Source organism: Xanthobacter tagetidis (genome assembly GCF_003667445.1).
GTDB lineage: Bacteria > Pseudomonadota > Alphaproteobacteria > Rhizobiales > Xanthobacteraceae > Xanthobacter > Xanthobacter tagetidis.
Genome location: NZ_RCTF01000002.1, coordinates 40,949 through 58,283, shown reverse-complemented (window position 1 = coordinate 58,283; position 17,335 = coordinate 40,949). Strand labels below are relative to the sequence as shown.

The 17,335-nt window shown below is 70.8% G+C and carries 15 protein-coding genes; 11 read left to right on the top strand and 4 right to left on the bottom strand.

Translation table 11 applies throughout. From position 1 onward, the window contains the following. Nucleotides 1-136 precede the first annotated feature (136 nt). The 4 genes from D9R14_RS03115 to D9R14_RS03100 are packed head-to-tail and all read left to right on the top strand — an operon-like array spanning nt 137 to nt 4,313. Nucleotides 137-1,279: a mandelate racemase/muconate lactonizing enzyme family protein gene (locus D9R14_RS03115; protein WP_121621856.1), complete on the top strand. Its 1,143-nt coding sequence runs from the start codon at nt 137-139 to the stop codon at nt 1,277-1,279. 3 nt (nt 1,280-1,282) lie between these two features. Beyond that, the gene (locus D9R14_RS03110; protein ID WP_121621855.1) at nt 1,283-2,185 is read left to right on the top strand and encodes a fumarylacetoacetate hydrolase family protein; all 903 of its coding nucleotides are present in this window, start codon (nt 1,283-1,285) and stop codon (nt 2,183-2,185) included. Beyond that, on the top strand, nt 2,175-3,146 hold the full coding sequence (locus D9R14_RS03105; RefSeq protein ID WP_121621854.1) for a hydroxyacid dehydrogenase: 972 nt from the start codon (nt 2,175-2,177) through the stop codon (nt 3,144-3,146). The genes D9R14_RS03110 and D9R14_RS03105 overlap by 11 nt, the downstream gene beginning before the upstream one ends. A gap of 27 nt (nt 3,147-3,173) precedes the next feature. Further along, entirely contained in the window at nt 3,174-4,313 is a 1,140-nt protein-coding gene (locus D9R14_RS03100) for a mandelate racemase/muconate lactonizing enzyme family protein (RefSeq protein WP_121621853.1), read from the top strand. Here the strand turns inward: D9R14_RS03100 and D9R14_RS03095 are convergent. Together D9R14_RS03095 and D9R14_RS03090 are read right to left on the bottom strand one after the other, a co-directional pair. Further along, a complete protein-coding gene (locus D9R14_RS03095) occupies nt 4,304-5,911 on the bottom strand; it encodes an FAD-dependent oxidoreductase (protein WP_121622093.1) in 1,608 nt (535 codons plus the stop codon). The genes D9R14_RS03100 and D9R14_RS03095 overlap by 10 nt on opposite strands. A gap of 11 nt (nt 5,912-5,922) precedes the next feature. Continuing rightward, on the bottom strand, nt 5,923-7,461 hold the full coding sequence (locus D9R14_RS03090; RefSeq protein WP_121621852.1) for an acyl-CoA carboxylase subunit beta: 1,539 nt from the start codon (nt 7,459-7,461) through the stop codon (nt 5,923-5,925). A gap of 173 nt (nt 7,462-7,634) precedes the next feature. Between D9R14_RS03090 and D9R14_RS03085 the strand changes: the two genes are divergently transcribed. Then, nucleotides 7,635-7,856 (top strand): biotin/lipoyl-containing protein, encoded by a 222-nt coding sequence (locus tag D9R14_RS03085; RefSeq protein ID WP_121621851.1) that lies wholly within the window; start codon nt 7,635-7,637, stop codon nt 7,854-7,856. A gap of 6 nt (nt 7,857-7,862) precedes the next feature. Here D9R14_RS03085 and D9R14_RS03080 read toward each other — a convergent pair whose 3' ends face one another. Continuing rightward, nucleotides 7,863-8,366: a flavin reductase gene (locus D9R14_RS03080; protein ID WP_170168468.1), complete on the bottom strand. Its 504-nt coding sequence runs from the start codon at nt 8,364-8,366 to the stop codon at nt 7,863-7,865. Nucleotides 8,367-8,532: 166 nt separating this feature from the next. Between D9R14_RS03080 and D9R14_RS03075 the strand changes: the two genes are divergently transcribed. Genes D9R14_RS03075 through D9R14_RS03065 form a run of 3 tightly spaced genes read left to right on the top strand, consistent with a single transcriptional unit; the run spans nt 8,533 to nt 11,780 of the window. Further along, nucleotides 8,533-9,687, top strand: coding sequence for an acyl-CoA dehydrogenase family protein (locus D9R14_RS03075; protein ID WP_121621849.1), 1,155 nt, complete (start codon nt 8,533-8,535; stop codon nt 9,685-9,687). 11 nt (nt 9,688-9,698) lie between these two features. Next, nucleotides 9,699-10,154, top strand: a complete 456-nt coding sequence (locus D9R14_RS23015; RefSeq protein ID WP_170168467.1) for an FAS1-like dehydratase domain-containing protein — start codon at nt 9,699-9,701, stop codon at nt 10,152-10,154. Nucleotides 10,155-10,157: 3 nt separating this feature from the next. Next, the gene (locus tag D9R14_RS03065; RefSeq protein ID WP_121621848.1) at nt 10,158-11,780 is read left to right on the top strand and encodes a rhodanese-like domain-containing protein; all 1,623 of its coding nucleotides are present in this window, start codon (nt 10,158-10,160) and stop codon (nt 11,778-11,780) included. A gap of 41 nt (nt 11,781-11,821) precedes the next feature. On the opposite strand, the gene D9R14_RS03060 is transcribed toward D9R14_RS03065, so the two are convergent. Next, nucleotides 11,822-13,225: an aminotransferase-like domain-containing protein gene (locus D9R14_RS03060; protein ID WP_170168466.1), complete on the bottom strand. Its 1,404-nt coding sequence runs from the start codon at nt 13,223-13,225 to the stop codon at nt 11,822-11,824. 257 nt (nt 13,226-13,482) lie between these two features. Here D9R14_RS03060 and D9R14_RS03055 point away from each other — a divergent pair, with 257 nt between their 5' ends. From D9R14_RS03055 to D9R14_RS03045, 3 genes are all read left to right on the top strand, one after another. Then, on the top strand, nt 13,483-15,144 hold the full coding sequence (locus D9R14_RS03055; RefSeq protein WP_121621846.1) for a class I adenylate-forming enzyme family protein: 1,662 nt from the start codon (nt 13,483-13,485) through the stop codon (nt 15,142-15,144). Nucleotides 15,145-15,330: 186 nt separating this feature from the next. Continuing rightward, complete coding sequence (fabG, locus tag D9R14_RS03050; protein ID WP_121621845.1) at nt 15,331-16,110, top strand: 3-oxoacyl-ACP reductase FabG; 780 nt, start codon at nt 15,331-15,333, stop codon at nt 16,108-16,110. Nucleotides 16,111-16,164: 54 nt separating this feature from the next. Beyond that, nucleotides 16,165-17,328: an acyl-CoA dehydrogenase family protein gene (locus D9R14_RS03045; protein WP_121621844.1), complete on the top strand. Its 1,164-nt coding sequence runs from the start codon at nt 16,165-16,167 to the stop codon at nt 17,326-17,328. The last annotated feature ends 7 nt before the right edge of the window (nt 17,329-17,335 follow it).

Here is a 17,335-nt window from a genome sequence, read left to right as displayed (position 1 = left end):
CACGGTCGGGCCGGGCTGGATCGATCCGAAGCATCGCGCAGGCGGTGCAGGCAATGCCCCGGACAAGCCGGGGCACGACGAAACCAAGGTGCGGGTTGCCCGCGCCCTCCTTCCAACTATTCAGAAAGAGCGCGTCGTGAGCGTCATCAAGTCCGTCAAGGCCCATGTGATGTCCTCCCCCGTGGAGAAGCCCTTCACCTCCTCGCGGGGCTGGCTCTACAAGACGCGCGGCACCTGCCTCGTGGAGATCGAGACCGCCGACGGCATCGTCGGCTGGGGCGAGTGCTACGGCCCCTCGGCCGTGGCCAAGGCCTTCATCGAGACCCAGTTCGGCCCCCGCATCATCGGCCGCGACCCGTTCGACGTGGAGGTGATCTGGGAAGACCTCTACAACCGCATCAAGGACTACGGGAACAAGGGCATGTCCATCGCCGCCATCAGCGGCATCGACATCGCGCTCTGGGACATCGTCGGCAAGAGCTGCGGCAAGCCGGTGCACAAGCTGCTCGGCGGCGCCTTCCGCACCGAGGTCGACTGCTACGCCACCGGCCTCTATTTCATCGACTTCGACCGCCTCGTGGAAGAGGCGGTGGAGGAGGCCACGGGCTATGTCGAGGAAGGCTTCAAGGCCATCAAGATGAAGATCGGCCTCGGCAACATCAACAAGGACTATGAGCGCGTGAAGGCGGTGCGCGATGCGGTCGGCCCCGACATCCGCCTGATGGTGGACGCCAACCACGCCTTCTCGGTGCCGGTCGCCATCCGCCTCGGCCGCAAGCTCGAGGAGCTGGACATCGAGTGGTTCGAGGAGCCGATCTCGCCCGAGGACATCGACGGCTATGTGGAGGTCGCCCGCGCCCTCGACATGGCGGTGGCCGGCGGCGAGAACGAGTTCACCCGCTGGGGCTTCCGCGACGCCATCGTGCGCAAGGCCATGGACATCGTGCAGCCGGACGTGTGCGCGGCGGGCGGCCTCTCCGAATGCAAGAAGATCGCGACGCTCGCCTCCACCCACGGCGTCGAGTGCGTGCCCCACGCCTGGGGCTCGGCGGTGGGCATCGCCGCTACCCTGCACTTCCTCGGCTCGCTCGCCGACCAGCCGCCGAGCCTGTTCCCGTTCGAGCCGCTGCTGGAGTTCGAGCAGTGCGAGAACCCGTTCCGCGACCATCTCGCCAAGGAGCCCATCGTGCAGGAGCGCGGCCGGGTGAAGATCCCCACCGGCCCCGGCCTCGGCATCGAGATCGACCGCTCGGTCATCGACCGCTACCGGGTGGCCTGAGACATGCGCTTCGTCACCTTCCTGAAGGACGGCACGCCGCGCGCCGGCGTGCTGAAGGGCGACGGCGCGGGCGCGGACGATGAGGTCTGCGACCTCGCCCATCCCGCCATGGCCGACGCCCTCAAGGGCTGCCCGGCCGACGTCTCCGCGCTCGTGGGCGCGGGCCTCGCCGCGGCCGCCGCCGACATCGCCCGGCACGGCCTTGCGCCCGCGGCCCTGCTGCCGCTCGCCGAGGTGGCGCTGCTCGCCCCCTTCGTGCCCGCGCGCATCTTCGCCCTGGCCTTCAACTATCGCGACGCGCTGGAGGAGCGCGGCATGGCGCCGCCGGCGGCGCCGGTGCTGTTCATGAAGCAGCCCTCCACCGTGGTCGGCCCCGGCGCGCCGATCCTTCTGCCGCCGGACATCGGCGGCTGCACCTACGAGGTGGAGATCGCCGCGGTCATCGGCCGTCCCGCGCACAAGGTGAGCCGCGCGGACGCGCTGGCGCATGTGTGCGCCTATGCGGTGTTCAATGACATCAGCGCCAGCGAGATGATCAAGCGCGACGGCGGCTTCACGCGCGGCAAGAACCTGCCCACCTTCGGCCCGCTCGGCCCGTTCCTCGCCACCGCCGACGAGATCGGCGACCCCCACCGCCTCGCTCTGAGCCTGGAGGTGGACGGCGTGCGGCTGCAGGAAGGCGTGTCTTCCAACCTCGTGTTCGACGTGGCCGACCTCGTCGCGCGCCTGTCGCAGGACCATGCGCTGGCGCCGGGCGACGTGATCGCCACTGGAACGCCGGCCGGCGTCGCCGGCATGCGCACCCCGCCGGCCTGGCTCCGGCCGGGCTCGGTGGTGCGCGCCACCGTCGAGGGCCTCGGCACCCTCCCCAACCCGATCGCCCAGGGAGCCCCCTATGGCCAGTGACACGCGCCCGGTGGTGTTCTCCACCAATGCGATCCACCCGGACGGCGCGGCATTGCTCGCGCCTCATGCCGAGATCGTGGTGGGGCCGGACACGTCCGACGACACACTGCGCGCCGGCGTGCGCGCGGCGGATGCCGTGATCGTCCGCGCCAAGCTGCCCTCCGGCGTGTTCGAGGGCGCATCCCGCGTGAAGGGCGTGGTGCGGCACGGCGTGGGGCTGGACTTCATCCCCGTCGCCGAGGCAACCGCCCTCGGCATCCCGGTCGCGAACCTGCCCGGCAGCAACACCCAGACCGTCGCGGAATACGTCTTCGCCGCCTTGTTCGCGCTGCGCCGCCCGCTGGCGCGCATGGACGCCCGTCTCAGGGCGGACGGCTGGAACCCGGCGCGGAGCCTCGCGGACGGAACGCAGGAGATCGGCGCCACCACGCTCGGCATCGTCGGCCTCGGCGCCATCGGCCAGCGGGTCGCCGCCATCGCCACCGCCGGCTTCGGCATGCGCGTGCTCGGCGCCTCTCGCTCCGGCAAGGCGCCTGCCGGCGTCACGCCGGTCAGCCTCGAAGACCTGTTCGCGCAGTCCGACGCCATCGTCATCGCCTGCCCGCTGACGCCGGAGACCACCGGCCTCGTCAGCGCCGGCCTCATCGCCCGCATGAAGCCGGACGCGGTGCTGGTGAACCCGGCGCGCGGCCCGATCGTCGACACCGCCGCGCTGATCGAGGCGCTGAAGTCCGACCGCATCGCCGGCGCCGCCACCGACGTCTACGACGTCCACCCGGTGCCGCCCGACAGCCCGCTCTTCGCGCTGCCGAACCTCATCATGACGCCCCATGGCGCCGGCATCACCGCCACCTCCATGCGCGCCATGAGCATCGGCGCGGCCGAGGAGGTGCTGCGCATGCTCAAGGGCGAGGAACCGAAGAACCTCGTCAATCCCGCTTTCCGCAAGCCCGCCGCCTGAGCGGGCGCCTCAAGACCGAGAAGCCCCATGCGCATCGCCTCCATCAAGGCCGTCCCCATCTCCTTCCGCGTGCCCGAGGGCAAGAACGTCACCCTCGGCATCGGCCGCGCGGTGAAGCGCGATTCCGTGCTGGTGCGGGTCGAGACCAGCGACGGCGTGGTCGGCTGGGGCGAGGCGCATCACGGCCGCTGCCCCGGCGCCGTGGCGAAGCTGATCGACACGACCCTGTCGGAGCTGGTGCTCGGCATGGACGCGCTCGACGTGGTGGGCGTGTGGCAGAAGGTCTACCGCATGCAGCTGGCGAGCCACGGCATGGGCGCCGCCGCGGCCCTGGCGCTCAGCGGGCTCGACATCGCGCTGTGGGACATCCGCGGCAAGGTCATGGGGCAGCCGATCCACCGTCTGCTCGGCGGCGCGCCGAAGCCGATCAAGGCCTATGCGGGCGGCATCTCGCTCGGCTGGCAGGACCCCAAGGCGCTGGCCGAGGAGGCGGCGTCCTACGTCGCCCAGGGCTATCGCGCGCTGAAGCTGCGCGGCGGCGATGCGCCCGCGCGCGACATCGCCCGCGTGGAGGCGGTGCGCGCCGCCGTGGGGCCGGACGTGGACATCCTGGTGGACGGCAACACCGGCTGCACCCCGGACCATGCGCGCCGGGTGATGCCGGCCTACGAGGCGGCCAATGTCGGCTGGTTCGAGGAGCCGTTCCCGCCGCAGGACTATCGCAGCTACCAGGACCTCGCGAAGCTCGGCCGCGTGCCGCTGGCGGCGGGCGAGAACCACTATACCCGCTACGAATTCACCCGGCTGATCGCGGACGGCGCCGTGACCTTCGTGCAGCCAGACCTCTCCAAGGCCGGCGGCATCACCGAGTGCCACCGCATCGCCATCCTCGCCTCGGCCTGGAAGCTGTCGGTGAACCCGCACACCTCGGCCACCGGCATCAACATGGTGGCAACGCTCCATCTGATGTGCGCGGTGGACAATCCCGGCTATTTCGAGGGCGACGTGGCGCACCACAACCCGTTCCGCGACGAGGTGTGCGGCCTGCCCTACGCGCTCACGCCGGAAGGCACCGTGACCTGCCGCGAGGGGCCGGGCCTCGGCATCGAGGTGGACGAGGCGTTCCTCGCCGCGCACCCCCTCATCGAAGGCCCCTGCTACGTCTGAGGCTGGAGCGCGCGCGAGCGCGCCTCCGCCGCCTGCCGGCCGGCAATGCGCCCGCCGACGACGCATTCGGCGAGGTTGCCGCCGCTCATATAGATGTGGCCGAACAGGCTGCCGAGTTCGCCGGCCGCATAGAGGCCCGGGATCGGCGCGCCGAACGGGTCCAGCACGCGCTGGCGCACGTCGTGGCGCGGACCGCCCTGGGTGTTGATGACCACCGGCCGCACCCGCCCGAAATAGAACGGCGGCTCGCCAATCGGCGCCATGGTCTCCGGCAGGCGGCCGAAGGCCGCGTCGCGGCCGGCGGCGACGGCGGCGTTCCAGGCCTCCACCGTGGCGCGCAGCTCGGCTGCGGGCACGCCCATCAGCGCCGCGAGCGCGTCGAGGCTCTCGGCGCGCTGGAAGATGCCGTCCTCGATCTCGCGCCCATTGTCCGTGCTCCAGGCGAGGTGCGGGTGCGGGTCGTTATGGACCGAGCGTCCCAGCGGATACATGCGCCGTCCGGCCTCGTCGAAGATCAGGAAGGCAGGATCGCGCGGAAAGCCCTGCCGCTTCGGGTCGAAGGCGTCGAACGGGCGCACGCCGGTATCGCCGGGATAGGGCGGATACTCGTCCATGAAGCGCCGGCCGGCCTGGTCGACGAGGATCCAGGCCAGGCGCGGCAGGACCTTCTCGGAGGCCTTGCCGGGCGCGGGATCGGTGCCGAGGGTGGCGGCGCCGAGCGCGCCCGCCCCGCTGGGCGCCGGCGTCCACATGGGCACCGCCTTGAGATAGAGGCCGAACGGATAGTCCGGGTCCGGATGCATGAGGCCGTAGGGGCCGTGATAGTGCCACATGTGCCAGAGGTCGGCGCCCACCGCCTGGGCCATGCGGATGCCGTCGCCGGTATTGCCGCGGAACGAGCCGGTGAGCACGGCGCCCTTCTGGAAGTATTGCCGCTGCATCTCCGCATCGGCCTCGAACCCGCCGCAGGCGAGGATGACGCCGCCATGGGCGCGGATGGCGAACGGCCGGCCGTCACGCTCGGCGAGGAGGCCGATCACCGCGCCGTCGCCGTCGGTGAGGAGGCGGCGCGCCGGCGTGGACATCAGCACCTCGACCGGGCGGGCGGCCACATTGTCCGCGAGCACCTTGAAGAGGCGCGTGCCGTTCTTTACCGGCCCCGCCTGGGGAAAGCAGGTGCCGTCCTCCAGCGCCGGCACCGCCTCGACCTCGCAATAGCCGAGCGCCTCGTATCCCGGCAGCGGATAATTGCCGAGCGCCGGCGTGACGCGCACCTTCGCGCCGCTGAGTCGGGCGAGCCCGCGCATATAGCCTTCCACCTCCACCATGCCGGCGGCGAGCGCCTCCAGCATGTCCTGCGGGGTGCGGCCGCCGCAGGTGGCTTCGAGATAAGCGAGCGCCGCCGCGCGGTCGGCGCTCACGCGGATGCCGCCGGCGGAGACGACGGAGAGCCCGCCGGAAAACGCCATCTTCTCGATCAGAACGGTGCGCGCCCCGCGATCGGCGGCCTCGATGGCGGCGACGGCGCCAGCGGCGCCGAACCCCACCACCAGCACGTCGGTCTCCATGTCCCAGGATGCGGGCGACGGCTGCCTCATGGTGTCCGGCCTCATGGATCGATGCGGTGCTTGAAGGAGGGCACGCGCCCGGAGCGCGTGCGGGCGAGGACGTCGAGGATCACGCCGCGGGTCTCCGCCGGCGCGATGACGTCGTCGATGAGCGCCATCTCGGCGGCGAGATAGGCCGAGGCCTGCGCCTCCGCGCTGGCGAGCAGCTCGCGGCGCCGCGCGGCCGGGTCCGCCGCCTTGGAGATCTCCTTGCCGTAGGTGAGTTCCACGCCGGCCGCAGGGCCCATCACGTCGAACTGGGCGGTGGGCCAGGCGACGAGGGCGTCCGGCGCCATCACCCGCCCGCCCATGGCGAGATAGGCGAGGCCCACCGCCTTGCGCAGGACGATGGTCGCCTTGGGCACGCTCGCGCCGATGACGGAGTTGAGGAAGCGCGAGGCGAGCGAGACCATCCGCTGGTTCTCGATCTCCGGGCCGACCATGAAGCCGGGGCAATCCACCAGGAACACCAGCGGGATGTGGAAGGCATCGCAGGTGTCGACGAACTTGCGCGCCTTCTGGATGCCCTTCTCGTCGATGGCGCCGGCCAGCTTCATGGGATTGTTGGCGAGGATGCCGACCGCGTGCCCGTCCATGCGGGCGAACGCGGTGATAAGGCTCGGGCCATAGCTCTGGCGGTATTGGAACATCTCGCCGCCATCGACGAGGAGGCCGATCAGCTCCTCCATGTCGTAGGCACGGCGGTGGTTGTCGGAGACGATGGCGGCGAGCCGCGCTGCGCCCTCCGGCGTGTCGCAGGCGGCCGGGCGGGGGGCGACGTCGGGCGGCAGCTCGTCGCAATTGGAGGGCAGGAAGGAGAGGAAGGTGCGGATCGCCGCCAGCGCCTCGGCGTCGCTCTGCGCCAGATGGTCCGCCTGGCCGGTGACGGCGGCGCTCTTCTGCGCGCCGCCGATGTCCTCGGCCGAGACCTCCTTGCCGATGCCCACCTTCACCACCGGCGGCCCCGACATGCCCATGAAGCCGGAGCCGGCGACGATGGTGACGAGATCGGACTGCAGCGCCGTGAAGGACGGCCCTCCGAAGCACGCGCCCATCACCGCCGCCACCTGCGGCACCCGGCCCGAGAGCTGGAAATGCTCCTTGAAGCGGGCGCCGAGGCCGGCGGCGATGGCGCCGTTGTTCTCCTGGAAGCGGCCGGCGCCGGCCTCCATCAGCGCGATGAAGGGGCGGCGGTGGCGCAGAGCGAGGTCGCGCACGCGCTGGCTCTTCGCCTCGGCGACGCGGCCGCGCGTCCCGGCGATCACCGAGGCGTCCTCGGAAGCCACATAGACCTCGCGCCCGTCGATGGTGCCCCAGCCGGCGACGAGGCCGTCGGCCGGCGTGCGGGCCTTGAGCGCGCCGTGCTGGCTGCGGGCGAGCAGGCCGATCTCGCGGAACGAGCCGGGGTCGAGCAGCTGCTCCACCCGCGCGCGCGCATCGAGCTTGCCCGCGGCCTTCAGCTTGGCGAGCGCGGCCGCGCCGCCCATGGCGCGGGCGGCGGCGCGGCGCGCGTCGAGTTCCTTCAGCGTGTCCTCGTCCATGTGGGCCGGCTTCGCTCCCGTCTCGCTTGGCGGCCGTCGGGCCGCCGCCGTCTTTCGCGGCGAATTGGTCTGATTGTTCCTTCAAATATCAATTCATTTAGATCATATTGTCATCGTCTCGTCTCGGTAATTTTCGGCGGGGCGCACCCATACAGACAGGCGGGATGAGGTCCATGGCGCAGCATGAAGTGGTGTCGAGCGTGACCGGCGTGGTGTTCGAGGTGGCGGTGGCCGAAGGGGCGACCGTGGCGGCGGGCGATACGCTGGTGGTGGTCGAATCGATGAAGATGGAGATCCCCGTCGTCGCCCCCCGCGCAGGCCGCGTCGCCCGCCTCCTGATGGCCGCCGGCGACGGCGTGGACGAGGGCCAGGTGGTGGCGGTCGTCGAGGACTGAGCGCGCTCAGGCGCTCTCGCCATGGCCGATGTGGCGGTAGTCCCCCTCGAAATAGAGCAGGGGATTGCCGCTCTCCCGCTGCCGCATCGCCACCACATGGCCGACCAGGATGTCGTGGGTTCCCGAACTGAACTGGGACGACACCTCGCAGTCGAAATTGGTCATCGCCTCGTCGAGCGCCGGCGAGCCGGTGGCGAGCGTGGACCAGCGGCAGGACGCGAACCGCTCCGCCGGGTCGCGCGCCAGGAACTGCCGGGCGAACGGCATCTGGTCGGCGGCGAGCACGTTCACGCAGAACACGCCGGCCTCGACGATGAGCCCGTGGGTGCGCGTGCCCCGGTTGACGCAGACCAGGAGGCTCGGCGGCCCGGCGCTCACCGAGCACACCGCGGTGGCGATGAGGCCGGCGGGGCGCCCCTCGTCCAGGGTCGAGACCACGTTCACCGCGGCGGCGAGGCGGCGCATGCCGCGCTTGAAGTCATCCTCCGGCACGGCGTCGAAGCGCGGCATGGGACAGGTCCTCCCGTTCTGGGTTGGATGGCGGGGGTACAATCCCGCGATCCACTCAAATTTGCCTTGATGTAGGGTAACGTTCAAGACACAATGTGACGATAAAAATAGATACATTTCGGCGCCACCTCCGACGAGGCGCCGGCAGGGCAGGAAGAGGGCCGGGATGGATTTTCAGCTGACCGATCGCCAGAAGGAGCTCATGGACGCCGCCAAGGGCGCCTATGAGCGCAAGCTCGCGCCGCTGGTGGCCGACACCAGCGTCGAGGGCGTGCGCCGCCTGCGCCGCGCCATGGCCGAGCAGGGCCTTCTCGGGCTGAACCTGCCGCCCGAGCATGGCGGCCTCGGCCTGCCGCTGCTCGACACGCTGCTGGTGATCCAGACGCTCCAGGCCTGCGCCCCCATCGTCGGCGGCCTCTGCCACCGCACCTCCACCGGCGCGATCGGCGCCGTCGCGGAATACGGCACGCCCGACCAGCGCGCGCGCTTCGTCGAGCCCCTGTGCCGCGGCGAGATCGGCATCTCCATCGGCATCACCGAGCCCGAGGCGGGCTCGGCCGCCACCGCTTTGAAGACCCGCGCCCGCATCGAGGGCGACCACGTCGTCCTCAACGGCTCGAAGCAGTTCGTGAGCTTCGTGAACATCAACGAGTTCACCCTGGTCTATTGCCGCTTCGGCACGTCCGGGAAGGCGTCCGACATCGGCGCGGTGATCGTCCCGCACGATGCGCCCGGCTTCCGCCATTCCAGCGGCACGCTCAACATGGCGGACGAGCTTCTGTTCGAGCTCTACTTCGACGACTGCCGGGTGCCGAAGGAGAACGTGCTGCTCGATGGCGGCGCCTTCGGCAAGCTCATCAGCGTCTACAATGCCGAGCGGCTCGGCAGCATGGCGCGCATGCTGGGCTCGGCCCGCGCGTCCTACGAATATGCGCTGGCTTATTCCAAGGAGCGGCGCCAGTTCGGCCGCGAGATCTGCGATTTCCAGGGCATCCAGTGGATGCTGGCCGACATGCGCGTGAAGCTGGACGCGGCCCACCTCCTGGTGATGCGAGCAGCCTCGACGGCTCAGGTCACCGGCCTGCCCGCCCCGCTGGAGACGTCCATCGCCAAGGTGTTCACCGCCAAGGCGGCGAAGGAGATCTGCGACGACGCCATCCAGGTGCTCGGCGCCAACGGCTACACCAAGGAATATCCCCTCGCCCACCGCTACGCCGAGGTGCGCGGCGGCTCGATCTATGGCGGCACCATGCAGATCCACAAGAACATGATCGCGGCCGCCATCCTGGAGCGCGAAAACAGCCAGTGGAAGAAGGCCTGAGGGAGGTCGCCGTGACCGTCGAGATCGACCGCTCGCTCATCGGCAGCCGCAGCGCCCCCTACGTCGTCGAGGTGGAGAAGGGCGCCGTGCGGCGCTTCGCCGACGCCATCGGCGATCCCAACCCCGTGTACCGCGACGCCGATGCGGCGCGGGCGCAGGGCTATGCCGGCATCATCGCGCCGCCCACCTTCCCGGTCTCCTTCCTCGCGCCCGAGGAGCCGCCATGGACGCGTCCCCTCGACCGGCGGCGCGTGCTCGCGGGCGAGCAGGGCTTCCATTATGTGCGGCCGATCGTGGTGGGCGACGTCCTCACCTGCCGCATCACCTTCGTCGGCGTGGAGGAGAAGCAGGCGCGCTCCGGCGCCATGGAGCTGCTGATCCAGGAGATCGACGGCCGCGATGCCTCCGGCGCGCCGGTCTACCGCCACCGGCGGGTGATGGTCTATCGCGCCGCCCCGGCGAGCTGAGCGATGGACGCCATCGCCACCGCGCCCCTGATGGCGGCGGACGCCTTCGCCGCGGCGCTGGCCGATCCGCGCCACACCTGGCCATGCCGCGACTGGGCGCTGCTCGACGTGCGCGAGCACGGCGCCTTCGAACGCGGCCATATCCCCGGGGCCACCTCGCTGCCGCGCCGCCGGCTCGAATTCCGCATGGAAGAGCTGGTTCCCGCCCGCTCCACGCCCGTGGTGCTCTATGACGACGGCGGGGACGACCGGCGCGCCTGGCTGGCGGCGGACGACCTCAGGGCGTTCGGCTACGCCCGCGTGAGCGTGCTCGACGGCGGCCTCGACGGCTGGCGCGCCTTGGGCGGCGTGCCGGCCACCGGCGTCAACGTGCCGTGCAAGGCCTTCGGCGAGCGCGTGCTGGCGGAGGACGGGGTGCGCCACCTCGATGCGGCGGCGCTCGATGCCCGCCGCGCGGCCGGCGCGCGCATCGCCGTCTGGGACGTGCGCACGGCGGAAGAGTTCGTCGATGCCCACATCCCGGCCGCCCACTCGGCGCCCGGCTTCGAGCTGGCGCTCCGGCTCGCGGACCTGGAGGCGGACTGCGACACGGTGGTGGTCAATTGCGCCGGCCGCACCCGCTCCATCATCGGCACAGCCACTCTGGCCCTGCTGGGCGCGCGCGCGGTGTTCGCGCTTGAGAACGGCACCATGGGCTGGCGGCTGGCCGGCCGCGCCCTGGCGCACGGCGAGACCCCGACGGCGCCCCCCTCCCCCGCCAGTTGCGCGCATGCCGCCGCCCGCGCCGAAGCGCTCGCGCGCGACGTCGGCGTGAGCCTGCTCCCGCCCGCGGGGCTCGCGGCGCTCCTGGCGCATCCCTCGGCGGGGGCGCGCATCCTGGACGTGCGGACGGAAGAGGCCTTCGCCGCCGGGCACATCGTCGGCGCCGCGTTCACGCCCGGCGGGCAGGCGGTGCAGCGGGCGGACGATTTCATCGCCGTGCCGGGCGCCGACATGGTGTTCGTGGACGATGGCGACGCCCGCGCCTTGCTCGCGGCCTACTGGTATCGGCGCATGGGCTTTCCCCGCGTGCACGTGCTCGCCGGCGGCATGCCCGCCTGGCGGGCCTCGGGCCATGGCGAGGAGAAGGGCCGCCCGCGGCCCGCGCCTTTGGGCCTTGCGGCGGCGCGCGCCGCCACCGCCTTCATCGATGCGGCGACCCTCGCGGGCCGCCTGGAAGGCGCGCCGCGAGACCGGCCGGTGGTGGTGGACGTGGGATCGAGCCGCGACGTGATGGCGGGCCGCCTGCCCGGCGCGCTCTGGCTGCCGCGCGGCTCGCTGGAGGCGCTTGCGCCGGGGCTTCCCCAGGGCCGGGCGGTGGTGCTCGCCTCTGCCGAGCCGGCGCAGTCCATCCTCGCCGCGCGCACCCTGGCGCGCCTCGGCTTCGCGCAGGTCCAGGTGCTGGACGGCGGCGTTCCCGCATGGCGCGCGGCAGGCCTGCCTGTGGCCGATGGCCTGCCGGATGGCGCGGCCGCCGACGACGTGGTGGAGCCGCCCTATCGGCGCGGCCTCGCCGGCATGCGTGCCTATCTCGACTGGGAAATCGCGCTGCATGGTCCTGCCGGCGCGCCGGAACCGCAGGCATGAGCGCCCGGCTCGGCCGCCCACCTGCGCCGGTGGCGCGCGGCCTAGACCACGGCCATGCGCGGCTGCGGACGCTCGCGGGCGAGGCGGGTCAGGATGTCGAGGCCCTTGGCGAGCACGCTCGTCTTCTGCGCCGGATTGACGGAGATGCGGAACGCCCGCGGCGGCGTCGCGCCGCCGATGGTGAAGTTCTCGGACGGCACCACCGAAACGCCCTCGCGATGGGCCGCCTCGCAGAATTCCGCCGCCCGCCAGTGGGCCGGCAGGTGCAGCCACTGGAAGAACGCCGCCGGGTGGCTCGACACCTTCCAGCCCTCCAGCAGCTTCAGCGCCGCCTCGTGGCGGGCGCGCAGCTCCGCGAGATTGTGGCGGGCGATGGCGTCGGCCGAGCCGTCCGCGATCATCGCCCCGGCGATCTCCAACGGCAGCGGCGCGTTGGCCAGCATCAGCGCGTGGAGGGTGTGGACCAGCCGCTCGCACAGCGCCGGCGGGCTCGCCATGTAGGCGACGCGCAAAGCCGGCGTGACGCTCTTGCCGAACGAGCTGAGATAGATGGTGCGCTCCGGCGCGAAATGGGCGATCGGCAGCGGCCGCTCGGTCATGCCGCTGATCGCCGCGTCGTCCTCGATCAGCACCAGATCGAGCCGGCGCGCGAGGTCGGCGATGCGCTGGCGGCGCTTCTCGGACATCATGGCCGAGGTCGGGTTGTGCACCGTGGGCTGGAGATAGAGGCAGCGCCCGCCGGTGGCGGCGACCGCCTCCTCCAGCGCCTCGGGCACGATGCCTTCGCAATCGATGGCCACCGGCGCCAGGCGGCGCCCGAGCAGCGCGCCGAGGGAATTGACGCCGGAATAGGTCAGCGCCTCGGACAGCAGCGTTTCGCCGGGGCCGACCGTGGCGCTGATCGCCACCAGCAGCGCCTGCTGGCCGCCGCCGCAGGCGATCACGCGGTCGGGCGTCACCTGGAGGCCGGAACGGCGGATCCACTGCGCGCCGGCGGTGCGGTGGGTCAGCAGGCCCTCGGCGGGCGGATACTTGTGCACCGGCATGAGGGCCGCGCGCGCGGTGGCCTGCGCCATGGCCTTCGCCAATTCTTCGGAGAGGCCCGCGACCGGCGAGCGGTAGCACGCGAAGTCGATGGTGCCGGGCATGCGCTCGGGCAAATAGTTGGGAATGGTGGCCTCGACGCCGCGGCACACGAACGTGCCGCGCCCGACCTCGCCGGAGACCAGCTGGCGCCGCTTCATGATGTTGTAGGCGCGCCCCACCGTGCCGACCGTCACGCCGAGCTGCTCGGCGAGGTCGCGCTGCGGTGGAAGCTGGGCGCCGAGCGGCAGTTCGCCGCTGTCGATGGCCTCGGCGATGGCGCCCGCCAGCGCGAGGTAGCGGGGGCCTTCGAACTTCGAAATGTCGGGTGTCCATACCCCCGCGCCGGCGGCGTCAGTCATGGCGTTCGGGTGCTCCGGTCGACGATCAATATGGCGGCTAATGTAACTCATCTGACGGCTACATTGATACAGGGATGTTCCGGAGCCGGACGCCCCTGCGGGCGCAGCGTCCGTCCTCCCACCCCGCGCGGGAAAATGGCGCAGCCTCATGCCGCACCCGCCTGCGTCCCGCCGCCGCCGGCGCTTCGGGCCGAATCAAGCAATTGGCGCGCCGCCCCTGATTGCGAGCCGCGCCGACAGAAGGGAAGGAATCAACAATGAGCAATCCGTTCCGCGACGCGACCTATGCCCAGGCCCTGGCGCAGCTGGAGGCGGTTTTCGGCGCGCGCGATGCGCTGGTGTTCCGCGACCGGCGCTTCTCCTTCGCCGACCTCAAGCGGGAGGCGGACGCCGCTTCCCGGCGGTTCGCCGCGCTGGGGCTGAAGGCAGGCGACAAGGTCGGAATCCTGATGCCGAACCGGCCGGAATTCGTCTGGTCCTGGCTCGGCGCGGCGCAGATGGGGCTGGTCTGCGTGATGCTCAACACCCGGCTGCGGCGCGACGAGATCGCCTACCAGCTCGGCCAGTCGGACTGCCGGGCGGTGGTCGTGGCCGATGCGGGGGACGGCCCGGACTTCCTCGAAACGCTGGCGGAGCTGTGCCCCGGCCTGCGCGAGGGGTCGCCCGGCGCCATCGCCGGCGCGGCGCTGCCGATGCTCGACTTCGTGGTGGTCTGCGAGGAGACGACCCGCGGCTATGCCGGCGCCGTCACCTGGACCGGACTTGAGGGGACCGGACTTGAGGGGACCGGGCATGAAATACCGAGATTAGCGGCTGATCCCGCCTCCCCCGCCATCATCTCCTACAGCTCCGGCACCACCGCTTTGCCCAAGGGGGCGATGATCTCCCACTGCCTGTGGCGCAAGGCCTGGGACATCGGCATCCGGGTCGAACTGACCGCCGAGGATTGCCTCTATCTGGCCATTCCCATGTTCGGCTCCATGGCCACCATGAACGGAATCGCCCCCTATTGGGTGCGCGGCGCCAAGGTGGTTCTGGGCGAGCAGTTCGACGCCGGCGCCTGCCTCGCCGCGATCGCGCGGGAGAAGGTCACCGGCATGCACGTGCTGCCGCCGATCCTGCGCCAGCTCCTCGCGCACAAGGATTTCCGCACCACCGACACGTCGTCCCTTCGCCTCGCCTACACGCTCAGCATCGACCCCGACATCCTCGCCCAGGTGGAGGACGAACTGGGCGTGCCCGGCACCATCACCGGCTACGGCATGACCGAGACCACCACGGTCGTCACCCGCAACCGCTGGGACGATCCGCGCGAGGTGCGCCACGCCACCCAGGGCTGGCCGCTGCCGGATCTTGAGGTGGCCATCGTCGACCCGCAGACGCTCGCCCCCATGCCGGCGGGCGAGCCGGGCGAGATCTGGGTGCGCGGCTATTCCATCATGCTCGGCTACTACAAGAAGCCGGAGGAAACCGCCCGCGCCCTCACTCCCGACGGCTGGCTGCGCACCGGCGACTGGGGGCGCCAGGACGACACCGGCCGCGTGACGCTGCTCGGCCGGCTGGGCGACACCTACAAGTCGCGCGGCTTCAACGTCTCTCCGGCGGAGGTGGAGTACGTGCTGCAGCGCCACCCGGCGGTGGAGGTTTGCGCCATCGTCGGCGTCCCGGACACGCAGCACGGCGAGGTGGGCATCGCCTTCGTGGTTCCCGCCGCCGGCGCGACGGCCCAGGAGGCGGAACTGCTCGGTTTCCTGAAGCCGCAGATCGCCTCCTACAAGATGCCCGCCCGCGTGTTCTCCATCGACGCGCTGCCGCTGACCTCGGGGACCGGCAAGGTGCAGAAATTCAAGCTGCGCGCCGATGCGCTGGAACGCCTGGGGCTCGCCGCGCCCGCGCCGGCCCAGCCGGCGTCGGCGTGAGCGGACGGGCCCCGGAAGCGGGATCAGGGCGCGGCGATATTGTTACCATCGCATCACATCAATTGCGTCTATTATCACCATATTATTGGTGACAATCTAATTTGAACGTGCTCAGAATAGATCAACAATAAAGGAGACGCCGCGTCCGCCGACCTGCGGAGCGGTGCCCGACGGGAGAGGCTCGCGATGGGGGAGAAGCGTTTTTCCGGGCGGCGGGTGATCGTCACCGGCTCGGCGCGCGGCATCGGCCGGGCGACGGCGGAACGGTTCGCCGAGGACGGCGCCGCGGTGGCTATCGTCGATCTCGATGCCGCGGCCGCGCAGGCCACGGCGGCGGAGATCGCCGCGGCCTACGGCACCCAGGCGGTGGGCATCGCCTGCGACGTGGCGGTGCGCGAGCGGGTGGACGCCATGGTGGAAGAGGTGGCGCAGCGGCTCGGCGGCGTCGACGTGCTGGTGAACAATGCCGGCGTCACCCGCGACAACCTGATCCACAAGATGGAAGACGAGGAATGGGACCTCGTCATGGGGGTCCACCTGCGCGGCGCCTTCCTATGCACCCGCGCCGCCCAGCGCCACATGGTGCCGCAGAACTACGGCAAGATCTGCAACATCTCCTCCACCTCCGCCCTCGGCAATCGCGGGCAGGTGAACTATTCCACCGCCAAGGCGGGCCTCCAGGGCTTCACGCGCACGCTCGCTCTGGAACTCGGGCGCTTCAACATCAATGTGAACGCGGTGGCCCCCGGCTTCATCGACACCGAGATGACGCAGATCACCGCCCGCCGGCTCGGCCACGAGCCCGAGGCCTATCGCCAGATGCGGGCCAAGACCATTGCCATCGGCCGCGTGGGCGTGCCCCGCGACGTGGCGAACCTCGTCTGCTTCCTGTGCTCGGACGAGGCGGGCTTCGTCAACGGGCAGGTGGTCTATGCCAGCGGCGGCCCGGAGACGCGGCGCGGCTGATGCCGCCATCAGTGCCCAATAGCCAAGAACAATCAGAACGAAGTGGAGGAGACGATGATCGATCCCGTCGAGGCGCTGGAGCGCGACGACATCAAGGAGCTGGAGGCGCTCGCCATCGGCGAGTTCCGCCCGCGCGGCGCGCGCTATGACACCAATTGCGACATGCCGCGCGAGAACATCGAGGCGCTCTTCGCCCGCGGCTGGCTGACCACCACGCTGCCCAAGGAGATGGGCGGCAAGGGCTCGAACCTCACCACGAACGATCCCTCCACCTATCTCCAGGCGCTGCGCGTCATCGCCCGCGGCTGCAGTTCCACGGCCCATTGCTACCAGGTGCAGAACCACACCGCCTGGGCGGTGAACGACCTCGGCACGCCGGAGCAGCGCGAGCGCTTCATCAAGCCCATGTTCGCGCGCCCGACCCTGACCGGCTTCGTCGGCTCCGAGGCCAAGCGCAAGCACATGTACATGATGAACACCTCCGCCAAGCGGGTGGACGGCGGCTTCATCCTGAACGGCGAGAAGAACTACGCCACCAACGGGCCGATGATGAGCTTCGCCATCATCTTCGCGGCCATCGAGGGCGTGAACAACTATCTCGACAATCACCAGATGCTCATCGTCGAGCCCGGCATGGACGGCGTGACGATCGACAACGACTGGTATCGGCCGAACGGCATGCGCGCGGCGGCGAGCCCGATCATCACCCTCGACAACGTGTTCATTCCCGACAGCCACGTGCTGGGCGAGCCCGGCGCCTATCCGCGCGGCCGCTGGCAGGGCCGGTTCCATCTCGGCTTCACCGCGAACTATCTCGGCACCACCGAGGGCATGTACGAATGGTGCCGCCAGTATCTGATCGAGCGCGGCCGCGGCAAGGCGGAGCTGATCCAGATGCGCATGGGCGAGATGCGCATCGCCCTCGATGCGGCCGGCGCGCTGTTCCACGACGCCATCCGCGCCTTCAAGACGCGCTCGGTGGTGGAGGCGGAGCTGCTCTCCATGAGCGCCAAGTCCACGGCGGCGCACGTCGCCTTCGAACTGTCCCACAAGCTGATCCACGCGGTCGGCTCGACGGCGCTGTTCGACGAATATCCGCTCGCCCGCTACCTGCGCGACCTGGAGACCCATGTGCTCCATGCCGGGCATGACCGCACGGCGCAGATCGTCGGCCAGGCGGTGCTGAACGAAACCTTCGATTCCACCCTCCAGCGCTGAGGGCGAA

What these genes read in the sequence shown, in the direction of transcription:
- D9R14_RS03075 (WP_121621849.1), top strand. Translation starts at nt 8,533, where the DNA reads ATGGATTTTCAGCTGACCGATCGCCAGAAGGAGCTCATGGACGCCGCC.
- D9R14_RS03080 (WP_170168468.1), bottom strand. Translation starts at nt 8,366, where the DNA reads ATGCCGCGCTTCGACGCCGTGCCGGAGGATGACTTCAAGCGCGGCATG.
- fabG (WP_121621845.1), top strand. Translation starts at nt 15,331, where the DNA reads ATGGGGGAGAAGCGTTTTTCCGGGCGGCGGGTGATCGTCACCGGCTCG.
- D9R14_RS03060 (WP_170168466.1), bottom strand. Translation starts at nt 13,225, where the DNA reads ATGACTGACGCCGCCGGCGCGGGGGTATGGACACCCGACATTTCGAAG.
- D9R14_RS03095 (WP_121622093.1), bottom strand. Translation starts at nt 5,911, where the DNA reads ATGAGGCAGCCGTCGCCCGCATCCTGGGACATGGAGACCGACGTGCTG.
- D9R14_RS03065 (WP_121621848.1), top strand. Translation starts at nt 10,158, where the DNA reads ATGGACGCCATCGCCACCGCGCCCCTGATGGCGGCGGACGCCTTCGCC.
- D9R14_RS03110 (WP_121621855.1), top strand. Translation starts at nt 1,283, where the DNA reads ATGCGCTTCGTCACCTTCCTGAAGGACGGCACGCCGCGCGCCGGCGTG.
- D9R14_RS03045 (WP_121621844.1), top strand. Translation starts at nt 16,165, where the DNA reads ATGATCGATCCCGTCGAGGCGCTGGAGCGCGACGACATCAAGGAGCTG.
- D9R14_RS03090 (WP_121621852.1), bottom strand. Translation starts at nt 7,461, where the DNA reads ATGGACGAGGACACGCTGAAGGAACTCGACGCGCGCCGCGCCGCCGCC.
- D9R14_RS03100 (WP_121621853.1), top strand. Translation starts at nt 3,174, where the DNA reads ATGCGCATCGCCTCCATCAAGGCCGTCCCCATCTCCTTCCGCGTGCCC.
- D9R14_RS03085 (WP_121621851.1), top strand. Translation starts at nt 7,635, where the DNA reads ATGGCGCAGCATGAAGTGGTGTCGAGCGTGACCGGCGTGGTGTTCGAG.
- D9R14_RS03105 (WP_121621854.1), top strand. Translation starts at nt 2,175, where the DNA reads ATGGCCAGTGACACGCGCCCGGTGGTGTTCTCCACCAATGCGATCCAC.
- D9R14_RS03055 (WP_121621846.1), top strand. Translation starts at nt 13,483, where the DNA reads ATGAGCAATCCGTTCCGCGACGCGACCTATGCCCAGGCCCTGGCGCAG.